Raw genomic sequence first — 25,844 nt, forward strand, 5'->3', positions numbered from 1 at the left:
CCGCTCGCCATGCGAGTGCCTCGACACGCCATGAACCGGCGACCCCGTAGTCTTGCAGCCCCCGGGCTCACCATCGCAATGCAGCCGATCCGGTGGCATTTCAGGGAACGACGAATGACCCAACGCTATGTAATCAACGCCTCGGTTAGCCCCAAGGGCAGCCTGGAAACCCTGTCCCAGCGCGAAGTGCAACAGCTGAGTGAAGTCGGCTCGGGACGCACGCACAAACTCTTCCGCCAGTGTGCGCTGGCCATCCTCAACACCGGCACCCGCATCGATAACGCCAAGACCATTCTCGAAGCCTATGAGGACTTCGAGGTGCGCATCCTGCAGCAGGACCGTGGCGTACGTCTGGAGCTGTTCAACGCACCGGCCGACGCCTTCGTCGACGGCGAGATGATTGCCAGCACCCGCGAGATGCTGTTCAGTGCCCTGCGCGACATCGTCTACACCGAGAGCGAGCTGAGCAGTGCACGCATCGACCTGGACAGCTCGCAGGGCATCACCGACTACGTCTTCCACCTGCTGCGCAATGCCCGCACGCTGCGCCCGGGTGTCGAGCCAAACATGGTGGTGTGCTGGGGCGGCCACTCGATCAGCACCGAGGAATACAAGTACAGCAAGCGCGTCGGCCATGAACTGGGGCTGCGCAGCCTGGATGTCTGCACCGGCTGCGGCCCCGGCGTGATGAAGGGTCCGATGAAGGGCGCCACCATCGGCCATGCCAAGCAGCGCCGCGTCGGCAGCCGCTACCTGGGGCTGACCGAGCCGGGCATCATCGCCGCCGAGGCGCCAAACCCGATCGTCAACGAGCTGGTGATCCTGCCGGACATCGAGAAGCGCCTGGAAGCCTTCGTCCGGGTCGGCCATGGCATCATCATCTTTCCCGGCGGGGTCGGCACCGCCGAAGAGTTCCTCTACCTGCTCGGCATCCTGCTGCACCCGGCCAATCGCGACGTGCCTTTCCCGGTCATCCTCACCGGCCCGAGCGACGCAGCGGACTATCTGCAGCAGCTGCACGATTTCGTCGGCGCCACCCTCGGCGAAGAAGCGCAGCAGCGCTATCAGATCATCTTCAACGACCCCACCGAGGTGGCGCGGCAGATGACCGAGGGCCTGCGCGAGGTGCGCCGCTTCCGCCGCGAACGCAACGACGCGTTCCATTTCAACTGGTTGTTGAAGATCGAGGAAGGCTTCCAGCGGCCCTTCGATCCCACCCACGAGGCGATGGCCAACCTGCAGCTGCGTCGCGACCTGCCGGCCCACGAGCTGGCCGCCAATCTGCGCCGGGCGTTCTCCGGCATCGTCGCCGGCAACGTCAAGGACAAGGGCATTCGCCGCATCGAGCAGTACGGCCGTTACGAGATCCATGGCGACGCGGCGATCATGCAGCCGCTGGACAAGCTTTTGCAGGCCTTCGTCGAGCAGCACCGCATGAAACTGCCGGGAGGCGTGCCGTACACGCCCTGCTATCGCGTGGTGACCTGAGCGCGCCTCGCCTCGCGCCAACGAAAAAGGCCCGAGGCATCAGCCCGGGCCTTTTTTTTCATCCTACCGCGTGAGCGGTCAGCCACATTTGGAGTTGCCGCAGTTCAGGCAGGTGGCGCAGCCATCCATCTGCACCACGGCCTGGGCGTTGCACTTGTTGCACAGCTGCGCGCCGGCCGGGAAGCCTTCACCCGGCTCCACCGCCACCGCACCCTGGCTGGCCTCGTAGGCGGCGCGCTTCTCGGCCAGGTATTTGAGCTGGGTTTCGTCCAGGGCATGGCCTTCGAGCATGCCGATGGCAATCAGATGGCGCTCCAGCACCGCGCCGATTTCGGCAACGATCGAGGGCATGTAGACGCCACCTTTCTTCAGGTAGCCGCCACGCGGATCGAACACCGCCTTGAGCTCCTCGACGAGGAAGGTGCAGTCACCGCCCTTGCGGAACACTGCGGACATGATCCGGGTGAGCGCGACGATCCACTGGAAGTGGTCCATGTTCTTCGAGTTGATGAAGATCTCGAACGGCCGGCGCTGCTCGTGCGGCGTGCCGGCGTTGAGCACGATGTCGTTCACGGTGACGTACAGCGCATGTTCGAACAGCGGCGACTTGATCTTGTAGGTCATGCCGATCAGGGTTTCCGGGCGCTGCAGGCTCTCGTCCATCTCCACCACGTTGACGGCCTTGCTCGCCGTGCCATCGCTGCCGCTGGTGGCGGTCGCGGGACGCTCGAGGGTCTCGTCGACGACCTTGAAGCCCTTGATGCGCTGGGTGATCTTTACGGTCATTGTGCAATCTCTCCTGCCGGGCCATGAACGGCCCGGCGTACAAGCGGTTCAGGCGGAATCAGTACTTGCCGTAGTAGCCTTCTTTGAGGGCGTCGAAGAGGTTGGCGGCGGTGTTCACCTCGCCGTCGTACTCGACTTCCTGGTTGCCCTTGAGCTCGACCACGCTGCCGTCTTCGAGGGTGAAGCGGTACAGGGTCTTCTCCAGGTCGGCCTCCTTGACCAGCACGCCCTGGAATGCCGCCGGGTTGAAGCGGAAGGTGGTGCAGCCCTTGAGGCCCTGGCGCCAGGCGTAGCGATAGATGTCCTTGAACGCTTCGAACGGGTAGTCGGTCGGCACGTTGGCAGTCTTGGAGATCGATGAGTCGACCCACTTCTGCGCCGCGGCCTGGATGTCCACATGCTGGGTCGGGCTGACGTCATCGGCGGTGATGAAGTAGTCCGGCAGCTTCTCGCCCGGCTCGTCGGAGCCGGGCTTGGCGCGCGCGTTGATCAGCGTGCGATAGGCCAGCAGCTCGTAGCTGAACACCTCGATCTTCTCCTTGGCCTTGCGGCCCGGACGGATCAGGTTGCGCGAGTAGTGATGGGCGAAGCTCGGCTCGATGCCGTTGGAGGCGTTGTTGGCCAGGCTGAGGCTGATGGTGCCGGTGGGCGCGATGGAGCTGTGGTGGGTGAAGCGCGCGCCCTGCTCGGCCAGTGCCTCGATCAGATCGGGCGCGTATTCGGCGATCTTCTGCATATACCGCGAGTATTTGGCGTGCAGCACACGACCGGCAATCTGGTCGCCAACCTTGTAGCCGTCCTTGGCCATCTCCGGACGCTTGCGCAGCATCTCTGCGGTAACCTCGAAGGTCTGGCTCAACAGCGGCGCCGGGCCCTTCTCCTTCGACAGCTCCAGCGCCTGCTCCCAGCCGACCAGCGCCATCTCGCGGGAAACTTCCTCGGTGAACACGCAGGCTTCCGGGCTGCCATAGCGCAGCTTGAGCAGGGTCAGGGTCGAGCCGAGACCGAGGAAGCCCATGCCATGGCGGCGCTTGCTCTCGATCTCGTGGCGCTGCTGCTCCAGCGGCAGGCCGTTGATCTCGACGACGTTGTCCAGCATGCGGGTGAAGACGCGCACCACTTCGCGGTACTTGTCCCAGTCGAAGCGCGCTTCGACGCCGAACGGGTCGATGACGAAGTGGGTCAGGTTGATCGAGCCCAGCAGGCAGGAGCCGTATGGCGGCAGCGGCTGCTCACCGCAGGGGTTGGTCGCGCGGATCGCCTCGCACCACCAGTTGTTGTTCAGCTGGTTGACCCGGTCGATGAGGATGAAGCCTGGCTCGGCGTAGTCGTAGGTGGAGACCATGATCATGTCCCACAGATGCCGAGCCTTGACCCGCCCGTAGATCTTGCAGGCCACCAGGCCATCGTCGCGCACGATGTAGCCGTCGTGCACCGGCCATTCGCGCCAGATCACCTGGGCATCGTCGGCCAGATCCAGCTCGGCGGCTTCCTTGGCATGCACCGGGAAGATCAGCGGCCACTCGCCGTCGGCCTCGACGGTCTGCATGAACTCGTCGGTGATCAGCAGGCTCAGGTTGAACTGACGCAGGCGGCCGTCCTCGCGCTTGGCGCGGATGAACTCGCGCACGTCCGGATGGCCGACGTCGAAGGTACCCATCTGCGCGCCGCGGCGGCCGCCGGCCGAACTCACGGTGAAGCACATCTTGTCGAAGATATCCATGAACGACAGCGGGCCGCTGGTGTGCGCGCCGGCGCCGGAAACGAATGAGCCGCGCGGACGCAAGGTGCTGAACTCGTAGCCGATGCCGCAGCCGGCCTTGAGCGTCAGCCCGGCCTCGTGGACCTTGCCGAGAATGTCGTCCATCGAGTCGGTGATCGAGCCGGAGACGGTGCAGTTGATGGTCGAGGTGGCCGGCTTGTAGTCCTGCGCGCCGGCGTTGGAAATGATCCGCCCGGCCGGGATCGCGCCATTGCGCAGCGCCCAGAGGAAGCGCTCGTACCAGTGCTCGCGCTGCTTGGCCGGTTCGACGTCGGCCAGGGCACGGGCGACTCGCTGCCAGGTGTCATCGACGGTCTGGTCGATGGGCGTGCCGTCCTTGCTGCTCAGGCGGTATTTCTGCGACCAGATGTCCTCGGAAGCCGCCTGCAGGGCGATGCTGGAAGTGCTCTTGCTGTCTGCCGCGATGGGCCCGTCCGTCTTCGCCATGCGCTGCGCATCCTCGTGCCGAAAAGTGGGAGAAAGGGAAGCTCGTACGATAGCGAATTTCCGTGGGGAGCATATGACTCTTGTCAAATTACCCGGAGCGCTGACGAACGGGGCGCCAGGTGCCGGCCCATAAACGAAAAAACCCGCCGTGAGGCGGGTTCTTCCTTCAAGGGCCGATCAATTACTTGATCTTGGCTTCCTTGTAGATCACGTGCTTGCGAACGACCGGATCGAATTTCTTGATTTCGATCTTGTCGGGGGTGGTGCGCTTGTTCTTGTCGGTGGTGTAGAAGTGGCCGGTACCGGCGCTGGACACCAAACGGATCAGGTCACGCATGATTGCTCTCCTTAAACCTTTTCGCCACGGGCGCGCAGCTCGGCCAGAACGACGTCGATGCCACGCTTATCGATAACGCGCATGCCCTTGGCGGAGACGCGCAGACGCACGAAGCGCTTCTCGGACTCGACCCAGAAGCGATGATGCTGCAGGTTCGGCAGGAAACGACGACGGGTTTTGTTGTTCGCGTGGGAAATGTTGTTCCCGGTTACCGGACCCTTACCGGTAACTTGACAGACTCTCGACATGCCTCAGCCCTCTAAAACCACATGCCCAACCCGGCATGGGTTGGCCGCTTGAATTCACTTGTCAGTTCGGCGCTCAGCGCCACGATTCATGGGGGTCTTACCGGTCACGCTGCGAGCGAAGATACCGGGCCCCTAGAAAAGAGCGCTGCTTTATATCAGAAAGGCCCCGGAGCAACAAGCGCGGATTGATTTTTCCGCCCGGCTGCGCTGGGCTCGCCGAGCCCCGCCGGGGCGCCCGCTGCAACAGCCCCGCTCGTCGCCTCGCAACATATATATAGACAGCGATCAGCCCGTTGCCCGCGCCTCGTCACGCAGCTGACGGCGCAGCAGCTTGCCCACCGCCGTCTTCGGCAGCTCGTCGCGGATCTCGATGGCGCTCGGCAGCTTGTAGCCGGTCAGGAACTGGCGGCAATGCTCGAGCAGAGCCTGATCATCGGCTGCCTCCCGCAGGCTGACAAAGACCTTCACCGCCTCGCCCTTGCGCGCATCAGGGATCCCCACCGCCACGCATTCGCGTACCGACGGGTGCTGCATCAGCACATCCTCGATCTCGTTAGGGAACACGTTGAAGCCAGACACCAGGATCATGTCCTTCTTGCGATCGACGATCTTCACGAAACCCTCGGCATCCAGCAGCGCGATGTCACCGGTCTTGAGCCAGCCGTCCGCGGTGATCACCTTGGCCGTCTCCTCCGGCCGCTGCCAATAGCCCTGCATCACCTGCGGGCCGCGTAACCAGAGCTCGCCCGGGCTTTCTGCCGGCACGTCATTGCCGTCGTCGTCCACGGTGCGCAGCTCGGTGTCGATCAGTGCCTGGCCGATGTAACCCTCGCGGTAGGGGCTCAGCGCGGTCCCGGTGGCTACCACCGGTGACGCCTCGGTGAGACCGAAGCCCTCGCGGATCGGCGCGCCGGTCAACACCTGCCAGCGACGCCCGACCTCACTGTTGAGCGGCGCACCGCCGGAGGTCGTCCATTTGAGGTGCGAGAAATCGATGCTGCGAAATTGCGGGTGGTTCATCAGACCGACGAACAGCGTGTTGATGCCGCTGAGCAGGCTGAATGGGTGACGCTGCATGGCGCCGATGGTTTCGTCCAGATTGCGCCCGTCGCGAATGAACACGGTGTGCAGCCCCATGCCCACCGAGCTCAGGCAGTTCGTGGCGAAAGCCATGATGTGATACAGCGGCAACGGCGCGATGCGCACATCCTTCTCCGGCTCCAGCAGGCCCGGCTTGTCGAACAGCTCGATGGTCTGCAGCACGTTGGCCAGCAGGTTGCGGTGACTGAGCATCGCGCCCTTGGACACACCGGTGGTGCCGCCGGTGTATTGCAGCAGCGCCAGCCGCTCGAGCCCGACCACGCAGTCCAGCGCCGGGCTCTGTTCACCCAGCCGCAGCGCCTGCATGAAGCGCTCTGTTGCCGGCTCCAGGCTGTCATAGACCGGCGCCTGCAGATCCTCGACGCTGGTGAGGATGATCCGTTCCAGTGCGGTGTCGGCCTGCACCGCCCGCACCAGCGGCAACAGCCGGTCGAGCACGAGAATCGCCCTGGCACCGGAGTCGCGGAACTGGTGGCGCGCTTCGGCGGCGGTGTATTGCGGATTGGTGTTGACGATCACCAGCCCCGCCTTGAGCGCGCCGAAGGTGGCGATGGGGTACTGCAACGAGTTGGGCAGCTGCAGCGCCAGGCGATCACCGGGTTGCAGCCCCGCATGATGGCGCAGGTACCGGGCGAAGGCGTCGGCCTGCCGGGCCAGGTCGGCGTAGCTGAGGCGGTCATCGCCACAGGAGAATGCCGTGCGGTGCGGGTGCTTGGCGCAGGCCAGGGTCAAGAGGTCATGGACGTTCTGATAGCCGCCACGGGCCAGTTCGGCGGCCACGTAGCCTTGCACGGGAGCGGACATCGACATTCTCCAAAATGAATTATTGTTTTACTGTGCGAAACTGGATGTCGAATTCGATACTAGACGATCGATTTTCTCCTCGCAATGATCGCCATTGGCCGCACTGCTCGCGGTCGGGCGATCTGCTATCGTTCGCCACCGCTGCCCACTAGCCAGAAAGACCGAAACCATGAGCGACGACATCGAAGACACCGGCACTCCCAAGGATCGCAAGTTCGTCGAGGCCCTGGCCCGCGGGCTGGACGTGCTACGCGCCTTCACCCACGGCTCGGTGGTGATGGGCAACCAGGACATCGCACGCATCACCGGGCTGCCCAAGCCCACGGTGTCGCGCATGACCTATACCCTGACCAAGCTCGGCTACCTCAGCTACTCCCAGCAGCTGGAGAAATACCAGCTCGACTCCGGCGTGCTGGCGCTGGGTTATGCCTATGTGTCCAATCTGCGGGTGCGCCAGCTGGCCAAGCCCTACATGGACGACTTCGCCCGCCGTACCAACACCACGGTGGGTCTGACCTGCCGCGACCGGCTGTCGATGATCTATGTGGAGAACTGCCGCCCGGCCGAGGTCACCACCCTGCGCATGGACGCCGGCGTGCGTCTGCCGCTGGCCACCACCGCAGCCGGCCGCGCCTTTCTCGCCGCCACCCCGGAAAAGGAGCGTGAGCACCTGATGGCGGCGCTGGCGGCCAAATATGGAGAGGGCTGGGTGGCGATCCGCGACTCCCTGCAGGCCTCGTTCGAGGAGTTCGCCCGGCACGGCTTCTGCCTGTCACTGGGTGACTGGGACCGCAACGTGATGGCCGCCGGCGTGCCGCTGCACCTGGCCGATGGCAGCATCATGGCGCTGACCTGCGGTGCCCCGTCGTTCCAGCTCAGCGAGGAGACTCTCAAGGGCTCGCTGGCGCATCAGCTGGAGATGCTGGCCCGCGATATCGAGAGCCTGGGCGTCTAGCCTGCCCGTCTGATTAGGCCCTGACGCTGACCCAGGCGATATCCGCCAGCAGCTCGCGGCAGTCGGCCAGTGAGGTGCGCGAACGTCCGGCCAGCCAGTTGCGCGCCATGTCGTGGCAGGGGCCGATCACCACTGCCAGAAAGCAGTCGCCCGGCATGCGTCTGAATGCCCCGCTTTCGCGATGCCGACGCAGGATCGCTCCGACCCGTTCGCCATGCACGCGGTTGACCTCGCGTAGCTGCTCGCCCATTTCCCCCGCCTCGACCCGCCCGCGGTTGTGCAGGACGAAACGCGCCCAGTCCGGATTCGCCACCACCCAGTCGATATAGCTGGTGACGAACAGCCGGACGCAGGCCTCGGCATCCAGCGTCTCGATCAGCCCGGCTTCGAGCAGCGCGGCGTACTCGCCAATGCCCTCCAGATACAGCGCGGCGATGATCCGCTCGCGATTGCCGAAGTGGTGATAGAGGCTGCCGATGCTGGCGCCGGAGCGATCACGAATCATCTCGATGGTCGTCGCCTCGACCCCGAATTCGGTGAAACAAGCGAGCGCGGCCTGAAGGATTTCCTGCTTGCGGCTACTGCGGGCCATCCGGCCTCCCGTCTGACTAGAATATTTTTCTAGAATTATCTTCTACCGCTCGTATACTGCACCGACGTGGCAATCGCAACAGCGCGGAGAACAACAAGATGGCGACGATACAGGTTGAAGAACGCTTCATCGACAACGGCAACGGCCATGTCCTGTCCAGCTGCTGGTACCAGCCCGGCCAGGAGCCAGCCGGCGTCGTGCTGATCGCCCCGGCAATGGGCGTACCGCAGCGCTTCTATACCGATTTCGCCAACTGGCTGGCCGACCGGGGCTACCTGGCGGTGACCTTCGATTACCTGGGCATGGGGCGCTCGCGTCGGATGCCGCTGCGGCAGCTGAACGTGGACATCCTCGACTGGGGCCGTCACGACTGCAGCGCCGTGCTCGCCGCGGCGGCCGAGGTCGCCGGCGGGTTGCCTCTGTACTGGATCGGACACAGCGTCGGTGCGCAGATCCTGCCACTGGTCGACGGCCACGAACGCCTGACCCGCATCGTCACCATCGCGGCCGGCAGCGGCTACTGGCGCGAGAACAGCCCGCAGATCCGCAACAAGGCCTGGCTGCTCTGGCATGGCCTGGCGCCCGTGCTGACCGCGGTGGCAGGTTACTTCCCAGGCGGTCGCATCGGCGCCGTCGGCGACCTGCCCGCCGGGGTGATTCGCCAGTGGCGGCGCTGGTGCCTGCACCCGCAATACCTGGTCGGTGTCGAGGGCGAGCCCGTGCGTCAGGCCTTCGCCGCAGTGCGGACTCCGCTGACCTCACTGTCCTTCAGCGACGACGAGATGATGTCGGCACGAAACACCGAATCCCTCCACGGGTTCTACAGCTCGGCGCCAAAGACCATGCAGCGCATCGCCCCGGCAGAAATCGGCGCCACACGCATAGGCCACTTCGGCTTCTTCCGCCGGCAATTCGCCGACAGCCTCTGGACGCGGCATCTTCTACCGGAACTGGTGGCAGACAAGCAGGGCGCTGTTGCGTAATAGGCACAGATGCAGTTTCGCAGAGCGGAACATATCAAGCATATTTCGAAACATATGTGAGAGTTATTCCGCTTGCCGGATCGGCGATCTCCGACAAAAGTGAGGATGGGCTGCAGCCCCCTCGCTAATCGGAGCTTGCCATGCACAACAACAATAACGGCTATCCCTCGAGCACCCGCGCCTGGATGACGGTCGCGATCCTGATGCTCGCCTACGTGCTGTCCTTCGTCGACCGGCAGATTCTCAACCTGCTGGTGGAGCCGATCCGCCGCGATCTGGATATCACCGACACTCACATGAGCCTGCTCATGGGCTTTTCCTTCGCAGTGTTCTACACCATCTGCGGCGTGCCCATCGGGCGCCTGGCCGACCGCAAGAGCCGCCGCGGCATCATCGCCATCGGCGTGCTGGTCTGGAGTCTGATGACCGCGCTGTGCGGCACGGCCAAGACCTTCTGGCACTTTCTCGTGTTCCGCATCGGCGTCGGGGTCGGCGAGGCGGCGCTCTCGCCCTCGGCCTACTCGCTGATCGCCGACAGCTTCCCGCCGAAGCTGCGCGGTACCGCGATGAGCGTTTACTCCATGGGCATCTACATCGGCTCGGGTCTGGCGTTCCTGCTCGGCGGGCTGGTGGTCAAGTTCGCCTCGGCACAGGGCGACGTCGAACTGCCGGTGCTCGGCATGGTGCGCCCGTGGCAGCTGATCTTTCTCGTGCTCGGCGCGGCCGGTGTGCTCTTCGCCGCCGTCCTGCTGCTGATTCGCGAGCCATCGCGCAAGGGCGTCGGCGCCGGCGTCGAGGTGCCGTTGAGCGAAGTGGCCGGCTACATCCGCCAGAACCGCCGTACCGTGCTCTGCCACAACTTCGGCTTCGCCTGCCTGGCATTCGCCGCCTATGGCAGCTCGGCATGGATTCCGACCTTCTTTATCCGCACCTACGGCTGGTCGGCCAGCGACGTCGGCGTGCTCTACGGCTCGGTCGTCGCGGTGGCCGGCTCGATCGGCATCATCGCCGGCGGGCGAGTGTCGGACCTGCTGCACCGGCGCGGTTATCGCGACGCGCCACTGCGCGTGGGCATCATCTCCGCCGCCCTGACTCTGCCGCTCAATCTCGCCTACCTGGCCGGCACCGGCGAACTGGCGCTGGCGCTGATCGCCCTGCATGTCTTCACCATCGCCATGCCCTTCGGCGTGGGCCCGGCGGCGATCCAGGAGATCATGCCCAACTCCATGCGCGGCCAGGCGTCGGCGGTATACCTGTTCGTCATCACCATGGTCGGCCTGGGCATCGGTCCGACCGCGGTGGCGCTGGGCACCGATTTCGTCTTCGGCGACGACAACGCCCTGCGCTATTCGCTGCTGATCGTCACCGGCATCGCCCTTGTCGGCGCGATGATCCTGCTCGGCATGGGGCTCAAGCACTACCGTGGCAGCCTGGATCGCTTGCAGGAATGGAAGCCGCAGAGCGCAGCGGGGAGCGACGCGCAGCCCAAACCGGTCTGATCCGACATGCCCCTGGAGTGGATTACGCCTTATCGATCCACCCAGGGACACCGACCCGACCCCGCCCACGCTCCACCCTCTGCACTCTCGAACCACACACAACCATCGGGCCATAAAAAACCCGCTCCTGAGAGCGGGTTTTTTCATGCTGCAGGCGGGGCGATCAGGCCACCTGCATCAGCTTCGCATAGGCCTTCAGGTGGTGGTCGTCGTCACCGAATTGGTGGGCGATCATCACCAGCCGCTTGGCGTGATGGGCAAGGTTGTATTCCCAGGTCATGCCGATGCCGCCGTGCAGCTGGATGGCTTCCTCGGCCACCTTGCGCGCGGCCCGGGCGCAGATGTATTTGGCGGCGGCGATGATACGGCTGCGCTCGTCGTTGTCTTCGCCATCGGCAAAGGTCGCGGCGAGGATCGCCATGCTGGTCGCCTGCTCCAGCTCGGTCTGCATGTCCACCATGCGGTGCTGCAGGACCTGGAACTTGCCGATCGGCACGCCGAACTGCTTGCGTGTCTTCAGGTAGTCGAGGGTCAGCTTGCAGGCTTCATCCATGCTGCCGAGGGCATCGGCGCACTGCGCGGCGATCGCGCGGCCCTGCTGGTAGCGCATCGCGGGCAAGGCATTGCCCAGCTTGCCAAGCAGCGCCTCGGCACCCACCTGCACGTTGTCGAGGAACAAGTCGCAGCCCTTGCGCCCGTCGATGGTCGGGTAGACGCGACGGCTGACGCCCTGGGCGTTCGGGTCGATGAGGAAAAGGCTGATGCCGGCCTCGTCGCGGCTGTCGCCGGACGTGCGCGCGGAAACGATGATCTGCCCGGCACTGTGCCCGCCGATGACCACGGCCTTGCGTCCGGAGAGCCGATAGCCGCCGTCGACCGCTTCGGCGCGGGTCTGTACGTCGTGGAGGTTGTAGTGGCTCTGCGGTTCGTCGAACGCGACCGCCAGTTGCAGCGAACCGGCGGCGATCTGCGGCAGCAGGTCCTGCTTCTGCGCGTCGGAACCGAGCTGGTTGATCAGGCCACCCGCGAGGATCACCGATTGCAGATACGGCTCCAGCGTCAGGCCGCGGCCCAGCTCGGTCATGACCAGCATGGTTTCCACGCCGCTACCACCAAAGCCGCCGATCTCCTCGGAGAACGGCACCGCGGTCAGGCCCAGTTCGCCCAGCTGCGACCAGAATTCGGCGGAAAAGCCCAGCTCGGACTCGCTGAACTTCTCGCGCTGTTCGAACGGATAGGCGTCGCGCACCAGGCGCGCCGCGGTGTCTTGCAGCATCTGCTGCTCTTCGGTCAGTTTGAAGTCCATGGCGTTGTCCCCTTACAGCTCGAGAATCATCTTCGAGACGATGTTCTTCTGGATTTCGTTGGAGCCGCCGAAGATCGACAGCTTGCGCATGTTGAAGTAATCGCCGGCCAGCGACGCGCTGTAGTCGGCATGCAAGAGCTCGCCTTCGTAGTCCAGCTGCAGCTCCTCTTCGAGGAACGGCAGCGCGTAGGGGCCGATGACCTTGCGCAAGAGGTGAGTGATCGCCTGGCGAATCTCGGTGCCCTTGATCTTGAGGATCGAGGACTCGGCGCCGGGTACGCCGCCCTCCTTCGCCGCCGCGAGGATGCGCAGGGTGCTCATCTCGACGGCCATCAGCTGCATCTCGACCTCGGCGACCTGAGCGCGGAACAGCGGGTCTTCGAGCATCGGCTTGCCGTCGCAGACCTCCTTCATGGCGATGCGCTTGAGGTGCGCCAGCACCGCCTTGGACGAGCCAATGCCGGCCAGGCCCGTGCGTTCGTGGGTCAGCAGGTACTTGGCGCAGGTCCAACCCTGGTTTTCCTCACCGACAAGGTTTTCCACCGGCACGCGGACATTGTCGAAGAAGACCTCGTTGACCTCGTGGTCGCCGTCCAGGGTGATGATCGGCCGCACACTGATGCCCGGGCTCTTCATGTCGATAAGCAGGAAGCTGATGCCGCGCTGCTGCTGGGCCTCGGGGTCGGTGCGCACCAGACAGAAGATCATGTTCGCGTGCTGACCAAGGGTGGTCCAGGTCTTCTGGCCGTTGACCACGTAGTGGTCGCCGTCACGCACGGCGCGGGTCTTGAGGCTGGCCAGGTCGGAACCGGCACCGGGCTCGGAATAGCCCTGGCACCACCAGTCCTCACCGGAGAGGATGCGCGGCAGGTAATGGTCGATCTGCTGCTGGGTGCCGAACTTGATGATCACCGGAGCGACCATGTTGACGCCGAAGGGCACGGTACGCGGTGCGCCGAAGGCGGAGCACTCCTCGTCGAAGATGTGCTTTTCCACCGGGCCCCAGGTGGTGCCGCCCAGCTCCACCGGCCAGCCCGGCGCATACCAGCCGCGCTTGACCAGGATCTGCTGCCAGCGCTGGTGATCTTCCTTGGACATGTGCTTGCCGAGCTTGACCTTGGCGGCGATGTCCGCCGGCAGCTCGCTTTTCAGAAAGGCGCGTACTTCGTCGCGGAAGGCGAGCTCTTCGGCCGTGTAGTTGACGTTCATGGGAAGGTCCTCATGGTGCGTTCGGAATGCAGGTCGGCGGGGCTCACTGCCCGGCCTGCCATTCGGTGAAGGTGCGGCCTTCGGCGGCCAGTTTTTCCAGCAGCGGCGCCGGCTTCCACCAGTCGCCGCAACGCGCGTGCAGTTCTTTTACTCGCGCCAGCACCTTGTCCAGGCCGACGCTGTCGGCGTAGTACATCGGCCCGCCGCGGAAGGCCGGGAAGCCGTAGCCGTTGAGGTAGATGACGTCGATGTCGCTGGAGCGCTGGGCAATGCCTTCCTCGAGAATCTTCGCGCCCTCGTTGACCAGCGCGAAGATGCAGCGCTCGACGATGTACTGCTCGTCCAGCGCCTGCCGCTCGATGCCCTTTTCCCGCGACGCGGCTTCCAGCATGGGCGCGAGGTCGGGATTCTCCTGCGGGGTGCGGTTGCCGGGTTCGTAGCGGTAGTAGCCGGCACCGGTCTTCTGCCCGAGCATGCCGGCGGCGCAGAGCTTGTCCGAGACGGTGGGGAAATCCAGGTGCGCCGGCAGCGTCGCGCGCTGGCGCTTGCGGATCGCCTGGCCGATGTCGAGACCGGACAGATCGCGCATGGCGAACGGTCCCATGGCCATGCCGAAATTGCGCAGGGCAGCGTCGACCTGTTGTGGCGTGGCGCCTTCCTCCAGCAGGAACTCCGCCTCGCGGCCGTACTGGAAGACCATGCGGTTGCCGACGAAGCCGTCGCAGACGCCGACCACCACCGAGACCTTCTTCAGCTGCTTGCCGATCGCCATCGCGGTGGCGAGCACTTCATCGCTGGTCCGCTCGCCACGCACCACTTCCAGCAGGCGCATGATATTGGCCGGGCTGAAGAAGTGCAGGCCGACCACATCCCCGGGGCGCCTGGTGAAGCCGGCGATGGCGTTCAGGTCCAGCGACGAGGTGTTGGAGGCGAGGATCGCACCCGGCTTGCACACCGCATCCAGTTGCTCGAAGACCTGCTGCTTGACGCCCATCTCTTCGAACACGGCCTCGACCACCACGTCGGCATCAGCCAGGGCGCCGTAGTCGGTGACGCCAGCGATCAGCGCGAGGCGCTGCTCCATCGCATCCTCGGTCAGGCTGCCGCGCTTGACGCTCGCCGCGTAGGTTTCGCGGGCACGCTGCAGGCCGCGTTGCAACGCCTCGTCATTGATTTCCAGCAGCTTCACCGGCACCCCGGCGTTGGCGAAGCTCAAGGCGATGCCGACGCCCATGGTGCCGCCGCCGATCACCGCGGCGGTCCTGATCGGGCGGGGGGTGACGTCGGATGGTAGGTCGTCGATCTTGCCGGCCTGACGCTCGGCGAAGAACGAATGGATCAGCGCGCCGCGCTGCGGCGAATTCAGGCACTCGGTGAACAGCTCGCGCTCGCGCTTGAGGCCTTCGGCCAGCGGCAGCCTGGTGGCGGCTTCCACCGCAGCAATGCAGCGCAGCGGCGAGAACAGCCCCGGCATGCGCTTGGCCACCTCGGCGTGCTTGGCGCGAATCAGCGCCTCGTTGTCGACACCTTCCAGACCGCGGGTCTGCTCGCCGCTGCGGCGCGGGCCGCGCCCCTCCTCGACAAGGCGACGCGCATAGGTCAGACCGGCCTCGATCAGATCGCCTTCGAACAGCTCGTCGACGATATGGTGCTCCAGCGCATCCGCCGCACCGATGGGCTGGCCGCTGACGATCATCTCCAGCGCCTTCTCGACACCGGCCAGCCGGGGCAAGCGCTGGGTACCGCCGGCGCCGGGCAGCAGGCCCAGTTTCACCTCCGGCAGGCCGACCTTGGCGTCCGACCGGGCGATACGGTAATGGCAGCCCAGCGCGACCTCCAGCCCACCACCCAGGGCGGTGCCGTGGATCACCGCGACGCTCGGCTTGCGGCAGCCCTCGATCACCTCGATCACCTCCGGCAGGCTCGGTGCCTGCGGCGGTTTGCCGAACTCCTTGATATCGGCGCCGGCCATGAAGGTCGGGCCTTCGCAGACCAGCACCACGGCCGTCACCTCGGGCGCCTCGTCAGCCTGTTGAAAGGCATCCAACAGGCCTTTTCGTACGGCATGGCCAAGGGCGTTGACCGGCGGGTTGTTGACCAGGATCAGAGCGATATCGCCCCGGCGTTCGAGCCGAATGACATCCGTCATGCAGGCCTCCCTTTCTGTGAAATGCTGATTGGAATTGTTATTTCACGGAACCATGTTTCGCACTGCAGAATAAATGACTCATTTCCGCGTGTCGATAGCACTACACGGCCAGGGCGTTCGCGCGAAAAGAACGCGCAGCACCGCGCCACGCAAGGGCTGGCGGGCAACCTCGAGGCGACCGGTGGCCGCTATCAATGCAGGGAATATCGGACCAGAAGCCGGCTAGCCGCCGACAGCGTGGCGAGGGGCGCGGGCGAGAAGATCGGGATCGATGCGCAGCAAACGTACCGTACGCTCGTTGGCCAGCGAGGCAGGTTCGGCGCCCTCGGGCAGCTCGACCAGCAACCGCGTGACATTGAGCACCAGCGCTTCGCGGCGCAGCACACCAGCCCCCAGGGCGTAGTAGGCGCTGATCACCTGACGCAGCTCCAAGGGCAGCGCCCACTGCGCCCGCAGCGCCGAGCCGAAGCCGGCTGCACGCTCACGCAGGCAGCGTTGCAGCTGCGCCTCATCCAGCGCGCCGCCGCTGTCGAGCCATTCCTGCAGGCTGCGCAGGAGCGCCAGCTCGCCGATGTTCTGCAGCAATCCGGCGCTGAAACAGAGCTCGACATCCAGCTTCAGCTGGCGTGCCAACCAGCTCGCCAGACGCGCCGTGCGCAGGGCCTGGGCGCTGAGCTGCGCCGCCAGCTCGGCGAGGCGCGGTTCGACCAGCCGGGCGTTGTGCTGCAGAGCCAGCTCGGTCACCAGTTGCAGACTGCGCGCCAAGCCCAGCTGCCGTTGCGCCTGCGCCAGGCTCAGACAGGGCTTCGGCGGCTGTGTCGCGCTGCTGGCGACGCTGATCAGCCGCGCCGTCACCTGCGGATCGCGAGCCAGCAGCTCCTCGAGCTGGGCATAGTCCTGATCGCCGCCCTGCAGGCGTTGCAGCGCACTCAGCACGGTCTCCAGCAGCGGCGCGCCGCGATTGTGCGGACGCATGCGTTCGAGAAAGCTGTCGAGGTCATCGACCGCGGCGCGGCGCGGCGCGCCGGCGTGACCCGCCGAACGCGGCAGCAGCTTGTCCAGGCGCTCGCGCAGGTCAGCCAGATCGTAGGGTTTGCCGAGATAGGCGGCCGGTGCGAGCGGCAGCACGGTGCGCACGCTGGCGGTATCGGTACGGGCACTGATCAGCACGCAGGGCAGGCGCTGGGTCGGACCATGGCGACGCAGCTCGCGCAGGAGCTGCCGACCGTCAAGCCCGTCCAGTTCGCCATCGACGATCAGCAGGCTGGGCACCTGGCGCTGGCACGCCGCCAGGGCGGCATGGCCATCGGCTGCCGGTTGCACGCGCATGCCGGGACGTAGCTCGCGTACCAGCTGACAAAGCTGGTCCGCCCGCCACGGTTCGTTGTAGGCGACCAGTACGAAGGAGACTTGGGCCGAGACGCTCACTGCATTACTCGCTGAACAGGTCACTACAGCCTGGCCAGATGGCCAGGGCGACGACTGCTCCGCAAGAAATGGGCACGCCGCTGGGGGCGCGATTCTGACCGCAGGAGAACGCGACAGCCAGCCCCTGAGACCGACTGTCGCAGGGGGCGTCAGATGCCCATGCAGAGGTACTTGATTTCCAGGTAGTCCTCGATGCCGTACTTGGAGCCCTCACGGCCCAGGCCGGACGACTTGACCCCTCCGAACGGCGCCACCTCGGTGGAGATCAGCCCGGTGTTGATGCCGACCATGCCGTACTCCAGCGCCTCGGCGACGCGGAACACCCGGCCCAGATCGCGGGCATAGAAATAGGACGCCAGACCGAACTCGGTGTCATTGGCCTTGGCGATCGCTTCGGCCTCGTCCTTGAAGCGGAACAGCGGCGCCAGCGGGCCGAAGGTTTCCTCCTTGGCCACCTTGGCACTGTCCGGCACGTCCACCAGCACGGTGGGCTCGAAATAACTGCCACCCATCTGGTGCGCCTGGCCACCGGCTACCAGCCTTGCGCCCTGGGCGACGGCATCCTCGATGTGCTCGCGGACCTTGGCGGCGGCGCGATCATCGATCAGCGGGCCAATGTCAGTGCCCTCCTCCAGGCCGTTGCCAACCCGCAGCTTGGCCACCGCCGCCTGGAATTTCTCGGCAAAGGCGTCGTAAACGCCGTCCTGCACGTAGATGCGGTTGACGCACACACAGGTCTGCCCGGCGTTGCGGTACTTGGACTGCATGGCGCCCTTCACCGCCTCGTCCAGGTCGGCGTCATCGAAGACGATAAATGGCGCGTTGCCGCCCAGCTCCAGGGACACCTTCTTGATTCCCGGCGCGCACTGCTCCATCAGCTTGGCGCCCACTTCGGTGGAGCCGGTGAAGGAAATCTTGCGGACCTTGGGGTTGGCGGTCAGCTCGTTGCCGATGTCGCCGGCCGAGCCGGTCACGACGCTGAGCACGCCCTTGGGAATTCCGGCGCGCTCGGCCAGCTCGACCATCGCCAGCGCCGAGAACGGCGTCTGCGATGCCGGCTTGATGACCATGGTGCAGCCAGCCGCCAGCGCCGGGCCGGCCTTGCGGGTGATCATCGCCGCCGGGAAATTCCACGGGGTGATCGCCGCGGTCACGCCGATCGGCTGCTTGATGACGAGGATGCGCTTGTCCTTCTGGTGACCGGGGATGGTGTCGCCGTAGATGCGCTTGGCTTCCTCGGCGAACCACTCGATAAAGGAGGCCGCATAGGCGATCTCGCCCTTGGCTTCGGCCAACGGCTTGCCCTGCTCCAGCGTCATCAATCGGCCCAGGTCGTCCTGGTTCTCCATCAGCAGCTCGAACCAGCGACGCAGCTTCTGCGAGCGCTCCTTGGCGGTCAGATCACGCCAGGCCGGCAGCGCCCGCTCGGCGGCGTCGATGGCGCGGCGGGTTTCGGCGGCGCCCATCTTCGGCACCGTACCGAGAATCTCGCCGGTGGCCGGGTTGTTCACGCTGATGGTCTGGCCACTGTCAGCATCCAGCCAGGCGCCATCGATATAGGCCTGCTGGCGGAACAGCGCGGTGTCTTTGAGTTGCATGGCAGTCTCCTCGGGCATCGTAGCGGCAGGCCCGCTGCGGAAAGTTTGGCGAACGCGACGATCATCTGAACCGTCCTTCGCCGCCCGGTTCCTGCCGCCGCATTGCACTGCGAACGACCATGCTAGGACCGCAGCCGGCCGGCCGGCAAGCTCATGGCGCTCGGCATTGTCGTGCCATTGACCAGCCTGATGCCTGCGCGGCCTGTCACGCCTTGTTACCCAAACCCGGGTACGGGTCGGGGTATAGTTCCGCGCGGGCGGCGCCAGCCGCCGACATCCAAGGATCGATAAGGAGTTACCGTGAAAGCATTGATGACAGGCGCCGTGGCCGCCGTCCTGCTGGCCAGCACTGCCGTCCAGGCGCAGATGAAACCGGAAGAGATGGTCGAAACCCGCCAAGCCGGCTATCAGTTCATGTCGTGGAACATGGGCAAGATCAAGGCCCAGGTAGTCGACGGCAAGGAGCCGTACGACCAGGCCAAGGTGGCCGCCGCCGCCAACGCCATCGCCGCCATCGCCAATTCCGGCATGGGCAGCCTCTACAGCCCGGATACCACGACCGAACAGCTGGGCAAGGCGACTCGTCTGAAGCCTGAGTTCTTCCAGAACCTCGACGAAGCCGGTCAGATCGGCCGCAACTTCACCGCCGCCGCCAACCAGCTTGCCAAGGTCGCTGCAGAAGGCGATCAGGCCGCGATCAAGAAGGCCTTCGGCGACGTCGGCGGCAGCTGCAAGTCCTGCCACGACAAGTTCCGCGCCGACTGATCGCGCGCAGCCAGCCGACACCTGCCGTCGGCTGGCTTACCAGTCCAGGCTGGGCGCCACCGCCGCCGGCTCAGGCCGCAGCCAGTCCCCCACCGCCTGCACGCCCCAGACGCAAGCCGCACCCAGAGCGATCGCCAGAACCGCGGCGGGCAGCGAGCCGCCCCGCGCATCCTGCTGGGACGGATGCTCGCGCTGCGTCCTTCCCGCGATCATCGCCCGCACCAATGGCCGGCGCATTACCAGCGTGTAATAGATGATGGCTGCGATGTGCATGCCGATCAGCACCAGCAGCAACCACTTCGCCTGCCGATGCAGGCCGCTCAGCGCGCTGCCGGTTTCGCTGCTGACCAGCGCATGGAGCGGCCCCTGGAAGGCAATGTCGTCGGTCGCCATCAAGCCGCTGGCGACCTGGAAGCTCACCAGCAGCAACATGGCCAGTACCGAGAATGCGCCGAGCGGGTTGTGCCCAGCTTCGCGCCAGTTGCCTTGCAGATAGTCCTTCACACCGAACGTCGCGGCGAAGATGCGCGGCCAGCGGGCATACGTCGAACCGACGAAGCCCCAGATCAGACGGAACACCAGCAGCCCCAGCACCAGCAGGCCGAGCCGGCCATGCCAGGGCATCAGACTGCCGCCGACCCAGCCCGTGACGATGGCCGCGATCACCGCCCCGGCGAACAGCCAGTGAAACAGCCGCAGCGGCGCGTCCCAGAGTTTGATATGGCCTGACATCTCCATCCCCTTGCCATCGAACACCCACGGCCCCCGGCCGCGACACGCAAGGGTACCAGCCGGCCCGGCCACTGGCAGCTGCGAAAAAGCCGCACCCGGGCATATCCGCCCAGCCGCACCAGCATGGACGCCCGTCAACGACATGCGTATGATTGCCCCCCGCAACGCATCCGTAGCTCAGCTGGATAGAGTACTGCCCTCCGAAGGCAGGGGTCGTGGGTTCGAATCCCGCCGGATGCGCCATATTAGATAGTCGTTTCGAGCCCCTTCGAAGCGCTCCGCAAAAGCCCGCTCGCTGCGGGCTTTTGCGTTTCTGCAGGTCCGTCCGCCTAACCGGATCGCCTGCCAGCAAACGGCCGGTCGGCGCAAGTTAAACCCGCCGCGCAGCATCACCGGGCCGCCTCAACCTGACCTCACGCTCGTTTTAGACGCATCCTTGATATCTTCCCGGCAATCAATAAGTGCTCCTTGGTCCATTTATTTGCCATCACCCCACAACCCTGCCATAAACGCGCACTCGCCATGACGCTACAAGGATGTACCGATGCGATTGCTGCGCCGAGCCCTGGGGGCTGTGTTGTTGTTGGCCGTGCTGGCCGTGGGGGTCGGGCTGTATTTTGTGGCCTACCCGAACCTTCCAGAGTATGAAGCGCCCGAAGCGCTGCATTATCTGGAGCAGTGGGACGCCACGCAGCGACAGACCTACTACTACACGCCGCAGGGCACTCAGGTTAAGGGGCTGGAGTACGACTGGTTCCGTGCGCTGGAACTGCCCTTCAGCCGGGATAAGTTCGCCACGCCCGACTACCTTGCCCGCTTCGGCTTTCTGGTCGATCCCGCGCAACAAGCCACTGTGCTGAACCCCGGCAACCTGCCGGTCGGCTTTGCCCGCCACGAGGATGATGAGACCGGTCGCGCCTATCTGGATGTGACCTGCGCGGCCTGCCACACCGGCGAGTTGCGCTACGGGGGTCAGGCCATTCGTATCGACGGTGGCGCGGCGATGCATTCGCTGGCGTCCACCGTACCGACCCTGCGCGGGGGCGCCTTTGGCCAGGCGCTGGGCATGAGCATGGCCTTCACCTATTACAACCCGCTCAAGTTCCGTCGCTTCGCCGAGCAGGTGCTGGGCGAGCGCTACGAGCAGGACCGCGCGCAGTTGCGCCACGACTTCAAGCAGGTGCTCGACCGTCTGCTCGGCACCGCCTACAACGACTGGCACCGCGGCCTCTACCCCACCGAAGAAGGCTTCGGCCGTACCGATGCGTTCGGTCGCATCGCCAACAGCGTGTTCGGCGATGCCATCGATCCGGCGAACTACCGCGTGGCCAACGCGCCGGTGAGCTACCCGCATCTGTGGGATATCTGGAAGTTCGACTGGGTGCAGTGGAACGGCTCGGCCATGCAGCCGATGGCACGCAATATCGGCGAGGCGCTGGGTGTTGGCGCCACACTGCGGCTGCTACACGAGAACGGCCAGCCCGTCGCCGAAGCCGAGCGCTACGCATCGGGCGTTCGCGTACGCGACCTGCACAGGCTGGAAACCACGCTCATGCAGCTGACCCCGCCTCGCTGGCCCGAAGACGTGCTGGGCGCGATCGATCTAGAGCAGGCCAGCCTCGGTCGCGCGCTGTACAAGGAAAACTGTGCGCATTGCCACGACGCCAGGCCCAAGCCGGTCGACAAGCGTTTCGCTGCCGAACGCGACCCCGAGTGGCGCATGAAGGTGATCCCCACCTCCTTCGTCGGTACCGATCCAACCACAGCCGACAATATTGCCGACCACCGCTTCGACCTGACCCGCCTGGGCTGGACCCAGGATGAGCTGGATCGCCTGGATGTGCAGCTGTATGGCGCGTCATCCGGCCCGCTCGATCTCGCCAGCTTGTCCAGCGCCAAGGGGCTGGCCTATATCACCGCCTATGTCGAGGAGCGCGCCTACCGTGACGCCGGCATCGGCGAGGCCGAGCGCGCGGAATTCGACGGCTTCGGCCTGCCGATCGGCGTGCAGGAACTGCGCGGCTACAAGGCACGCCCGCTGGACGGCATCTGGGCGACGCCGCCCTTCCTGCACAACGGCTCGGTGCCGACACTGTTCCAGCTGCTGTCGCCGGTGGCCGAACGGCAGAAGCAGTTCTGGGTCGGCAGCCGCGAGTACGATCCGCAGCACCTGGGCATTCGCACCGAGCGCTTCGACGGCGGCTTTCTGCTGAATACCGCAATCACCGGCAACAGCAACCGCGGCCATGAATTCCGCGCCGGCTGTCGCGGCAATGGCGTGATCGGCCGGGCATTGGCGCCGCTCGAGCGCTGGGCGCTGGTCGAGTACCTCAAGGTGCTCGGCGACCCCCGCTTCGAACCACGCCTCGAGGAACTGCCGGCGCGCCCCCACAACCCCGGCCCACGCTGCCCCTGAACTGCCCTTCGCACAAGGATCTGCCTCATGCTGACAAGACTCTGGCTCTGGATCGGCCGCCTGCTGGGCCGGCTGCTGCTCGCCGTCACCGCCGTGGGCCTGGCAGGTTGGGCGATTGCCGCCGTGCACGCTCACTTCACCCATCGTGGCCCCGTATCCAGCGAAGAGGTCGTCGCGCCGAGCGAAGCGGGCGACACCCAGGCGATCATCGCCGACGCCATCGCCGTGGTGGAACAGCACAGCGAGAATACCCGCGTGCTGCGCGACGCCCACGCCAAGGCCCACGGTTGCGTGCGCGCCGAAGTCAGTGTGCGCGCCGACCTGCGACCCGCACTGCGCCAGGGCGTATTCAGCGAGCCGGGCAAGGCCTGGCAGGCCTGGGTAAGGCTATCCAACGGCAACGCCTACCCGCAGTTCGACCGCATCCGGGACGCCCGCGGCATGGCGATCAAGCTACTCGACGTGCCCGGGGAAAAGCTCACGCGTGACCCGCACCACGCTGGCGAGCAGGACTTCGTGATGTTCAACCACCCGGTGTTCTTCGTCCGTGACGTTGCCGAATATCGCAGCAACTTCGCTGCTCAGGCGCAGGGCAAGAAGGCGCTGGCGTTCTTCCCCAGCATCGATCCGCGCAGCTGGGAGCTGCGCCACCTGTTCATCGCGCTGCAGACCTTGGCGCCGGCACCGGAAAGCCCGGTCGCGACCACTTACAGCTCGGTGGCGCCATACAAGCTCGGCCCGCACAACATCAAGTACCGGGTTATCCCGACGCCAGAAAACTGCCCGACCTACCAATTGCCCGAGCAGAACCGCGACCTGCCGAACTTCCTGCGCAGCGCGCTCTACCAACAGCTGTCCCTCGACCGCGCACCCGCCTGCTTCGCCCTGCAGGTGCAGCGGCAGAACACCGAGTACTACATGCCCATCGAGGACACCAGCATCGAGTGGGACGAGGCCATCGCGCCATTCGAGACGGTCGCCGACATCCGCCTGCCGCCGCAGGACTTCGACAGCCCCGAGCAGAACCTCGCCTGCGACAACCTCAGCTTCAACCCCTGGCATGCACTGCCGGAGCATCGCCCCATCGGCGGCATCAACCGGCTGCGCAAGGCAGTGTACGAGGCGATCAGCAGCTACCGGCTCGAGCGTAACGGCGCACTTTGACGCCACCGTGGTGGTCCATGGATCAGCAGCCGACGCGCGCCGCCTGTTGCCGACCACGGGCCACCCGGTCCTGTCTTGCCGGGCGGAGCCCTGCTAGCATCAATCAGGACTCCATCGCCCGACATAGGCACCCGTTTGCAGAAGATGAGCGCCACCCTGTCCTCGTCTCCCGGTTCGGTGACCCTCGATCAAGGGGCTTCGCCATTGCGGGCGCGCATCGTCGGTGACTGGACCCTCGCCCATTACGCGGCACTGCGCCGAGAGGTGCAGCGGCTCAGGGCGCGGATCGACGAGCGCAGCCAGATCGAGCTGAGCGGGCTCGGTGCGCTGGATACGGCGGGCGCCGGCCTGCTGGTGGAGCTGCTAGGGCCCGAGCGGATCGCCGCCATCGAAGCCTGGGCGCCGCAGTTGCCAGCCGAACGCCTGGCGCTGCTGCGCACGGTCGCCACCGCACTGGATCAGGGGGACGCCGCCGAGCCGCCACGTGCTTATGAATTCGGCGATGTGCTGGCCCATATCGGCCGCACGGTCGCGGCGGTTTGGAAGCAGCAGCGCGCGCTGCTCGGCTTCATTGGCCTGACCCTGCAGACGCTGCTGCTGACGCTACCGCGGCCGCGGCGCTGGCGGCTGACCTCACTGGCCGTACATATCGAGCAGACCGGGCTGGACGCGGTGCCGATCGTCGCGCTGCTGACCTTTCTGGTCGGCGCGGTGGTGGCCTTTCTTGGCGCGACGGTGCTCGCCGACTTCGGCGCGACCATCTACACCGTCAACCTGGTGGGTTTTTCCTTCCTGCGCGAATTCGGCGTGCTGCTGGCGGCGATCCTGCTCGCCGGGCGCAGCGCCAGCGCCTTCGCCGCGCAGATCGGCTCGATGAGATCCAACGAGGAAGTCGACGCGATCCGCACCCTAGGCCTGAGCCCGATCGAGCTATTGGTGCTGCCGCGCGTGCTGGCGATGCTGATCACCCTGCCGATCCTGACCTTCGTCGGCATGCTCAGCGGCATCGCCGGCGGCCTGGTGGTCTGCGTGCTGGCGCTGGACATCTCGCCGACGATGTTCTTCAACATCATGGCGCGCGACATCGCCGTCAGCCATTTTCTGGTCGGGCTGGGCAAGGCGCCGGTATTCGCCTTCGTCATCGCGGTGATCGGCTGTCTGGAAGGCTTCAAGGTCAGCGGCAGCGCGCAGTCGGTGGGCGAGCACACCACCTCCAGCGTGGTCCAGGCGATCTTCATGGTGATCCTGCTGGATGCTATCGCCGCGCTGTTCTTCATGGAGATGGGCTGGTGACGAGCGACGACGCACTGATCCAGGTACGCGGACTGGTCAACCGCTTCGGCAGCCAGACCGTGCACGACGGTCTCGACCTGGACATCCGTCGCGGCGAGATTCTCGGTGTGGTCGGCGGATCGGGCACCGGCAAGTCGGTGCTCCTGCGCAGCATTGTCGGCCTGCGCCGACCAAATGCCGGCAGCGTCAGCGTGTTCGGCGAAAATCTGCTGGAACTGTCGGCCGAGCGCCGCTCGCAGGTGGAACGACGTTTCGGCGTACTGTTCCAGCGGGGCGCGCTGTTCACCTCGCTGAACCTGCAGGAGAACGTCGCGCTGCCGCTGATCGAGCACGCCGGCCTCGAGCGCCGCGACGCCGAGCACCTGGCGCGGCTGAAGCTGGCGCTGGCCGGTCTCCCGGCGGATGCCGCCTGCAAGTATCCCGACGAGCTATCCGGGGGCATGGTCAAGCGCGCCGCCCTGGCCCGCGCGCTGGCGCTGGACCCGGAGGTGCTGTTCCTCGACGAGCCCACCGCCGGCCTCGACCCCATCGGCGCGGCAGCCTTCGACCAGCTGATCCTGACCCTGCGCGACGCGCTGGGCCTCAGCGTGTTTCTGGTAACCCACGATCTGGATACGCTCTATACCATCTGTGACCGGGTCGCCGTGCTGTCGCGCAAGCGGGTGCTGGTGGCCGATCGCCTGGAGGTGGTGGAAGCCACCGACGACGCCTGGATCCGCGACTACTTCCATGGCCCGCGTGGCCGGGCGGCGCAACAGGCTGCCGACTTGCAGGAGAACTGA

The 25,844-nt window shown here is 65.6% G+C and carries 21 protein-coding genes and 1 tRNA gene; 10 read left to right on the plus strand and 12 right to left on the minus strand.

The genetic code is table 11. The features are described from left to right. Nucleotides 1–114: 114 nt before the first annotated feature. Nucleotides 115–1,488 carry a nucleotide 5'-monophosphate nucleosidase PpnN gene (gene ppnN / locus ACVRRC_RS02765; RefSeq protein WP_013981310.1) on the plus strand — a complete coding sequence of 458 codons (1,374 nt, stop codon included), beginning with the start codon at nucleotides 115–117 and terminating at the stop codon, nucleotides 1,486–1,488. Between the two features lie 78 nt (nucleotides 1,489–1,566). On the opposite strand, the gene ACVRRC_RS02770 is transcribed toward ppnN, so the two are convergent. From ACVRRC_RS02770 to ACVRRC_RS02790, 5 genes are all read right to left on the minus strand, one after another. Then, complete coding sequence (locus ACVRRC_RS02770) at nucleotides 1,567–2,274, minus strand: TSCPD domain-containing protein (protein ID WP_472996599.1); 708 nt, start codon at nucleotides 2,272–2,274, stop codon at nucleotides 1,567–1,569. Between the two features lie 58 nt (nucleotides 2,275–2,332). Beyond that, nucleotides 2,333–4,483 (minus strand): adenosylcobalamin-dependent ribonucleoside-diphosphate reductase, encoded by a 2,151-nt coding sequence (locus tag ACVRRC_RS02775; protein ID WP_063541787.1) that lies wholly within the window; start codon nucleotides 4,481–4,483, stop codon nucleotides 2,333–2,335. Nucleotides 4,484–4,664: 181 nt separating this feature from the next. Continuing rightward, nucleotides 4,665–4,820, minus strand: a complete 156-nt coding sequence (gene rpmG / locus ACVRRC_RS02780; protein WP_003284185.1) for a 50S ribosomal protein L33 — start codon at nucleotides 4,818–4,820, stop codon at nucleotides 4,665–4,667. An 11-nt stretch (nucleotides 4,821–4,831) separates the two neighbouring features. Continuing rightward, nucleotides 4,832–5,068, minus strand: coding sequence for a 50S ribosomal protein L28 (gene rpmB / locus ACVRRC_RS02785; RefSeq protein WP_003242523.1), 237 nt, complete (start codon nucleotides 5,066–5,068; stop codon nucleotides 4,832–4,834). A gap of 285 nt (nucleotides 5,069–5,353) precedes the next feature. After that, entirely contained in the window at nucleotides 5,354–6,973 is a 1,620-nt protein-coding gene (locus tag ACVRRC_RS02790; protein WP_472996600.1) for an AMP-binding protein, read from the minus strand. 169 nt (nucleotides 6,974–7,142) lie between these two features. Here ACVRRC_RS02790 and ACVRRC_RS02795 point away from each other — a divergent pair, with 169 nt between their 5' ends. After that, nucleotides 7,143–7,928 carry an IclR family transcriptional regulator gene (locus ACVRRC_RS02795; RefSeq protein ID WP_014595394.1) on the plus strand — a complete coding sequence of 262 codons (786 nt, stop codon included), beginning with the start codon at nucleotides 7,143–7,145 and terminating at the stop codon, nucleotides 7,926–7,928. Between the two features lie 13 nt (nucleotides 7,929–7,941). Here the strand turns inward: ACVRRC_RS02795 and ACVRRC_RS02800 are convergent, their stop codons facing one another. After that, entirely contained in the window at nucleotides 7,942–8,520 is a 579-nt protein-coding gene (locus ACVRRC_RS02800) for a TetR/AcrR family transcriptional regulator (RefSeq protein WP_011911353.1), read from the minus strand. Between the two features lie 98 nt (nucleotides 8,521–8,618). Between ACVRRC_RS02800 and ACVRRC_RS02805 the strand changes: the two genes are divergently transcribed. Together ACVRRC_RS02805 and ACVRRC_RS02810 are read left to right on the plus strand one after the other, a co-directional pair. Further along, the gene (locus ACVRRC_RS02805; RefSeq protein WP_472996601.1) at nucleotides 8,619–9,503 is read left to right on the plus strand and encodes an alpha/beta hydrolase family protein; all 885 of its coding nucleotides are present in this window, start codon (nucleotides 8,619–8,621) and stop codon (nucleotides 9,501–9,503) included. 140 nt (nucleotides 9,504–9,643) lie between these two features. After that, nucleotides 9,644–11,002, plus strand: a complete 1,359-nt coding sequence (locus tag ACVRRC_RS02810) for a spinster family MFS transporter (RefSeq protein ID WP_472996602.1) — start codon at nucleotides 9,644–9,646, stop codon at nucleotides 11,000–11,002. A gap of 163 nt (nucleotides 11,003–11,165) precedes the next feature. Here the strand turns inward: ACVRRC_RS02810 and ACVRRC_RS02815 are convergent, their stop codons facing one another. The 5 genes from ACVRRC_RS02815 to gabD form a co-directional block, all read right to left on the minus strand. Next, nucleotides 11,166–12,308, minus strand: coding sequence for an acyl-CoA dehydrogenase family protein (locus ACVRRC_RS02815; RefSeq protein WP_472996603.1), 1,143 nt, complete (start codon nucleotides 12,306–12,308; stop codon nucleotides 11,166–11,168). A 12-nt stretch (nucleotides 12,309–12,320) separates the two neighbouring features. Beyond that, nucleotides 12,321–13,517, minus strand: coding sequence for an acyl-CoA dehydrogenase family protein (locus ACVRRC_RS02820; RefSeq protein ID WP_019407374.1), 1,197 nt, complete (start codon nucleotides 13,515–13,517; stop codon nucleotides 12,321–12,323). A 43-nt stretch (nucleotides 13,518–13,560) separates the two neighbouring features. Beyond that, nucleotides 13,561–15,666, minus strand: a complete 2,106-nt coding sequence (locus ACVRRC_RS02825; RefSeq protein WP_472996604.1) for a 3-hydroxyacyl-CoA dehydrogenase NAD-binding domain-containing protein — start codon at nucleotides 15,664–15,666, stop codon at nucleotides 13,561–13,563. 222 nt (nucleotides 15,667–15,888) lie between these two features. After that, on the minus strand, nucleotides 15,889–17,094 hold the full coding sequence (locus ACVRRC_RS02830) for an HDOD domain-containing protein (RefSeq protein ID WP_472996605.1): 1,206 nt from the start codon (nucleotides 17,092–17,094) through the stop codon (nucleotides 15,889–15,891). Nucleotides 17,095–17,243: 149 nt separating this feature from the next. Further along, nucleotides 17,244–18,692, minus strand: a complete 1,449-nt coding sequence (gene gabD, locus ACVRRC_RS02835; RefSeq protein WP_045158843.1) for an NADP-dependent succinate-semialdehyde dehydrogenase — start codon at nucleotides 18,690–18,692, stop codon at nucleotides 17,244–17,246. A gap of 312 nt (nucleotides 18,693–19,004) precedes the next feature. On the opposite strand from gabD, the gene ACVRRC_RS02840 reads away from it, so the two are divergent. Beyond that, the gene (locus tag ACVRRC_RS02840; protein WP_011911346.1) at nucleotides 19,005–19,457 is read left to right on the plus strand and encodes a c-type cytochrome; all 453 of its coding nucleotides are present in this window, start codon (nucleotides 19,005–19,007) and stop codon (nucleotides 19,455–19,457) included. A gap of 36 nt (nucleotides 19,458–19,493) precedes the next feature. Here ACVRRC_RS02840 and ACVRRC_RS02845 read toward each other — a convergent pair whose 3' ends face one another. After that, a complete protein-coding gene (locus ACVRRC_RS02845; protein WP_019407370.1) occupies nucleotides 19,494–20,195 on the minus strand; it encodes a cytochrome b/b6 domain-containing protein in 702 nt (233 codons plus the stop codon). A gap of 160 nt (nucleotides 20,196–20,355) precedes the next feature. Here ACVRRC_RS02845 and ACVRRC_RS02850 point away from each other — a divergent pair. From ACVRRC_RS02850 to ACVRRC_RS02870, 5 genes are all read left to right on the plus strand, one after another. Next, nucleotides 20,356–20,432, plus strand: a tRNA-Arg gene (locus ACVRRC_RS02850). A gap of 301 nt (nucleotides 20,433–20,733) precedes the next feature. Continuing rightward, nucleotides 20,734–22,605 (plus strand): di-heme-cytochrome C peroxidase, encoded by a 1,872-nt coding sequence (locus ACVRRC_RS02855; protein ID WP_472996606.1) that lies wholly within the window; start codon nucleotides 20,734–20,736, stop codon nucleotides 22,603–22,605. Nucleotides 22,606–22,632: 27 nt separating this feature from the next. Then, a complete protein-coding gene (locus tag ACVRRC_RS02860) occupies nucleotides 22,633–23,769 on the plus strand; it encodes a catalase family protein (RefSeq protein ID WP_472996607.1) in 1,137 nt (378 codons plus the stop codon). Nucleotides 23,770–23,913: 144 nt separating this feature from the next. Beyond that, nucleotides 23,914–25,062, plus strand: coding sequence for an ABC transporter permease (locus ACVRRC_RS02865; RefSeq protein WP_279646113.1), 1,149 nt, complete (start codon nucleotides 23,914–23,916; stop codon nucleotides 25,060–25,062). Further along, nucleotides 25,059–25,844, plus strand: a complete 786-nt coding sequence (locus tag ACVRRC_RS02870; protein ID WP_061374488.1) for an ABC transporter ATP-binding protein — start codon at nucleotides 25,059–25,061, stop codon at nucleotides 25,842–25,844. The genes ACVRRC_RS02865 and ACVRRC_RS02870 overlap by 4 nt, the downstream gene beginning before the upstream one ends.

Source organism: Stutzerimonas sp. LR2, assembly GCF_055755175.1.

Bases quoted from the DNA above. Each gene is read 5' to 3' on its own strand.
- ACVRRC_RS02840 (WP_011911346.1), top strand. From the start codon at position 19,005: ATGACAGGCGCCGTGGCCGCCGTCCTGCTGGCCAGCACTGCCGTCCAG.
- ACVRRC_RS02820 (WP_019407374.1), bottom strand. From the start codon at position 13,517: ATGAACGTCAACTACACGGCCGAAGAGCTCGCCTTCCGCGACGAAGTA.
- ACVRRC_RS02805 (WP_472996601.1), top strand. From the start codon at position 8,619: ATGGCGACGATACAGGTTGAAGAACGCTTCATCGACAACGGCAACGGC.
- ACVRRC_RS02860 (WP_472996607.1), top strand. From the start codon at position 22,633: ATGCTGACAAGACTCTGGCTCTGGATCGGCCGCCTGCTGGGCCGGCTG.
- ACVRRC_RS02855 (WP_472996606.1), top strand. From the start codon at position 20,734: ATGCGATTGCTGCGCCGAGCCCTGGGGGCTGTGTTGTTGTTGGCCGTG.
- ACVRRC_RS02800 (WP_011911353.1), bottom strand. From the start codon at position 8,520: ATGGCCCGCAGTAGCCGCAAGCAGGAAATCCTTCAGGCCGCGCTCGCT.
- gabD (WP_045158843.1), bottom strand. From the start codon at position 18,692: ATGCAACTCAAAGACACCGCGCTGTTCCGCCAGCAGGCCTATATCGAT.
- ACVRRC_RS02815 (WP_472996603.1), bottom strand. From the start codon at position 12,308: ATGGACTTCAAACTGACCGAAGAGCAGCAGATGCTGCAAGACACCGCG.
- ppnN (WP_013981310.1), top strand. From the start codon at position 115: ATGACCCAACGCTATGTAATCAACGCCTCGGTTAGCCCCAAGGGCAGC.
- ACVRRC_RS02845 (WP_019407370.1), bottom strand. From the start codon at position 20,195: ATGGAGATGTCAGGCCATATCAAACTCTGGGACGCGCCGCTGCGGCTG.
- ACVRRC_RS02865 (WP_279646113.1), top strand. From the start codon at position 23,914: ATGAGCGCCACCCTGTCCTCGTCTCCCGGTTCGGTGACCCTCGATCAA.
- ACVRRC_RS02825 (WP_472996604.1), bottom strand. From the start codon at position 15,666: ATGACGGATGTCATTCGGCTCGAACGCCGGGGCGATATCGCTCTGATC.
- ACVRRC_RS02810 (WP_472996602.1), top strand. From the start codon at position 9,644: ATGCACAACAACAATAACGGCTATCCCTCGAGCACCCGCGCCTGGATG.
- ACVRRC_RS02770 (WP_472996599.1), bottom strand. From the start codon at position 2,274: ATGACCGTAAAGATCACCCAGCGCATCAAGGGCTTCAAGGTCGTCGAC.
- ACVRRC_RS02795 (WP_014595394.1), top strand. From the start codon at position 7,143: ATGAGCGACGACATCGAAGACACCGGCACTCCCAAGGATCGCAAGTTC.
- rpmB (WP_003242523.1), bottom strand. From the start codon at position 5,068: ATGTCGAGAGTCTGTCAAGTTACCGGTAAGGGTCCGGTAACCGGGAAC.
- ACVRRC_RS02790 (WP_472996600.1), bottom strand. From the start codon at position 6,973: ATGTCCGCTCCCGTGCAAGGCTACGTGGCCGCCGAACTGGCCCGTGGC.
- ACVRRC_RS02775 (WP_063541787.1), bottom strand. From the start codon at position 4,483: ATGGCGAAGACGGACGGGCCCATCGCGGCAGACAGCAAGAGCACTTCC.
- rpmG (WP_003284185.1), bottom strand. From the start codon at position 4,820: ATGCGTGACCTGATCCGTTTGGTGTCCAGCGCCGGTACCGGCCACTTC.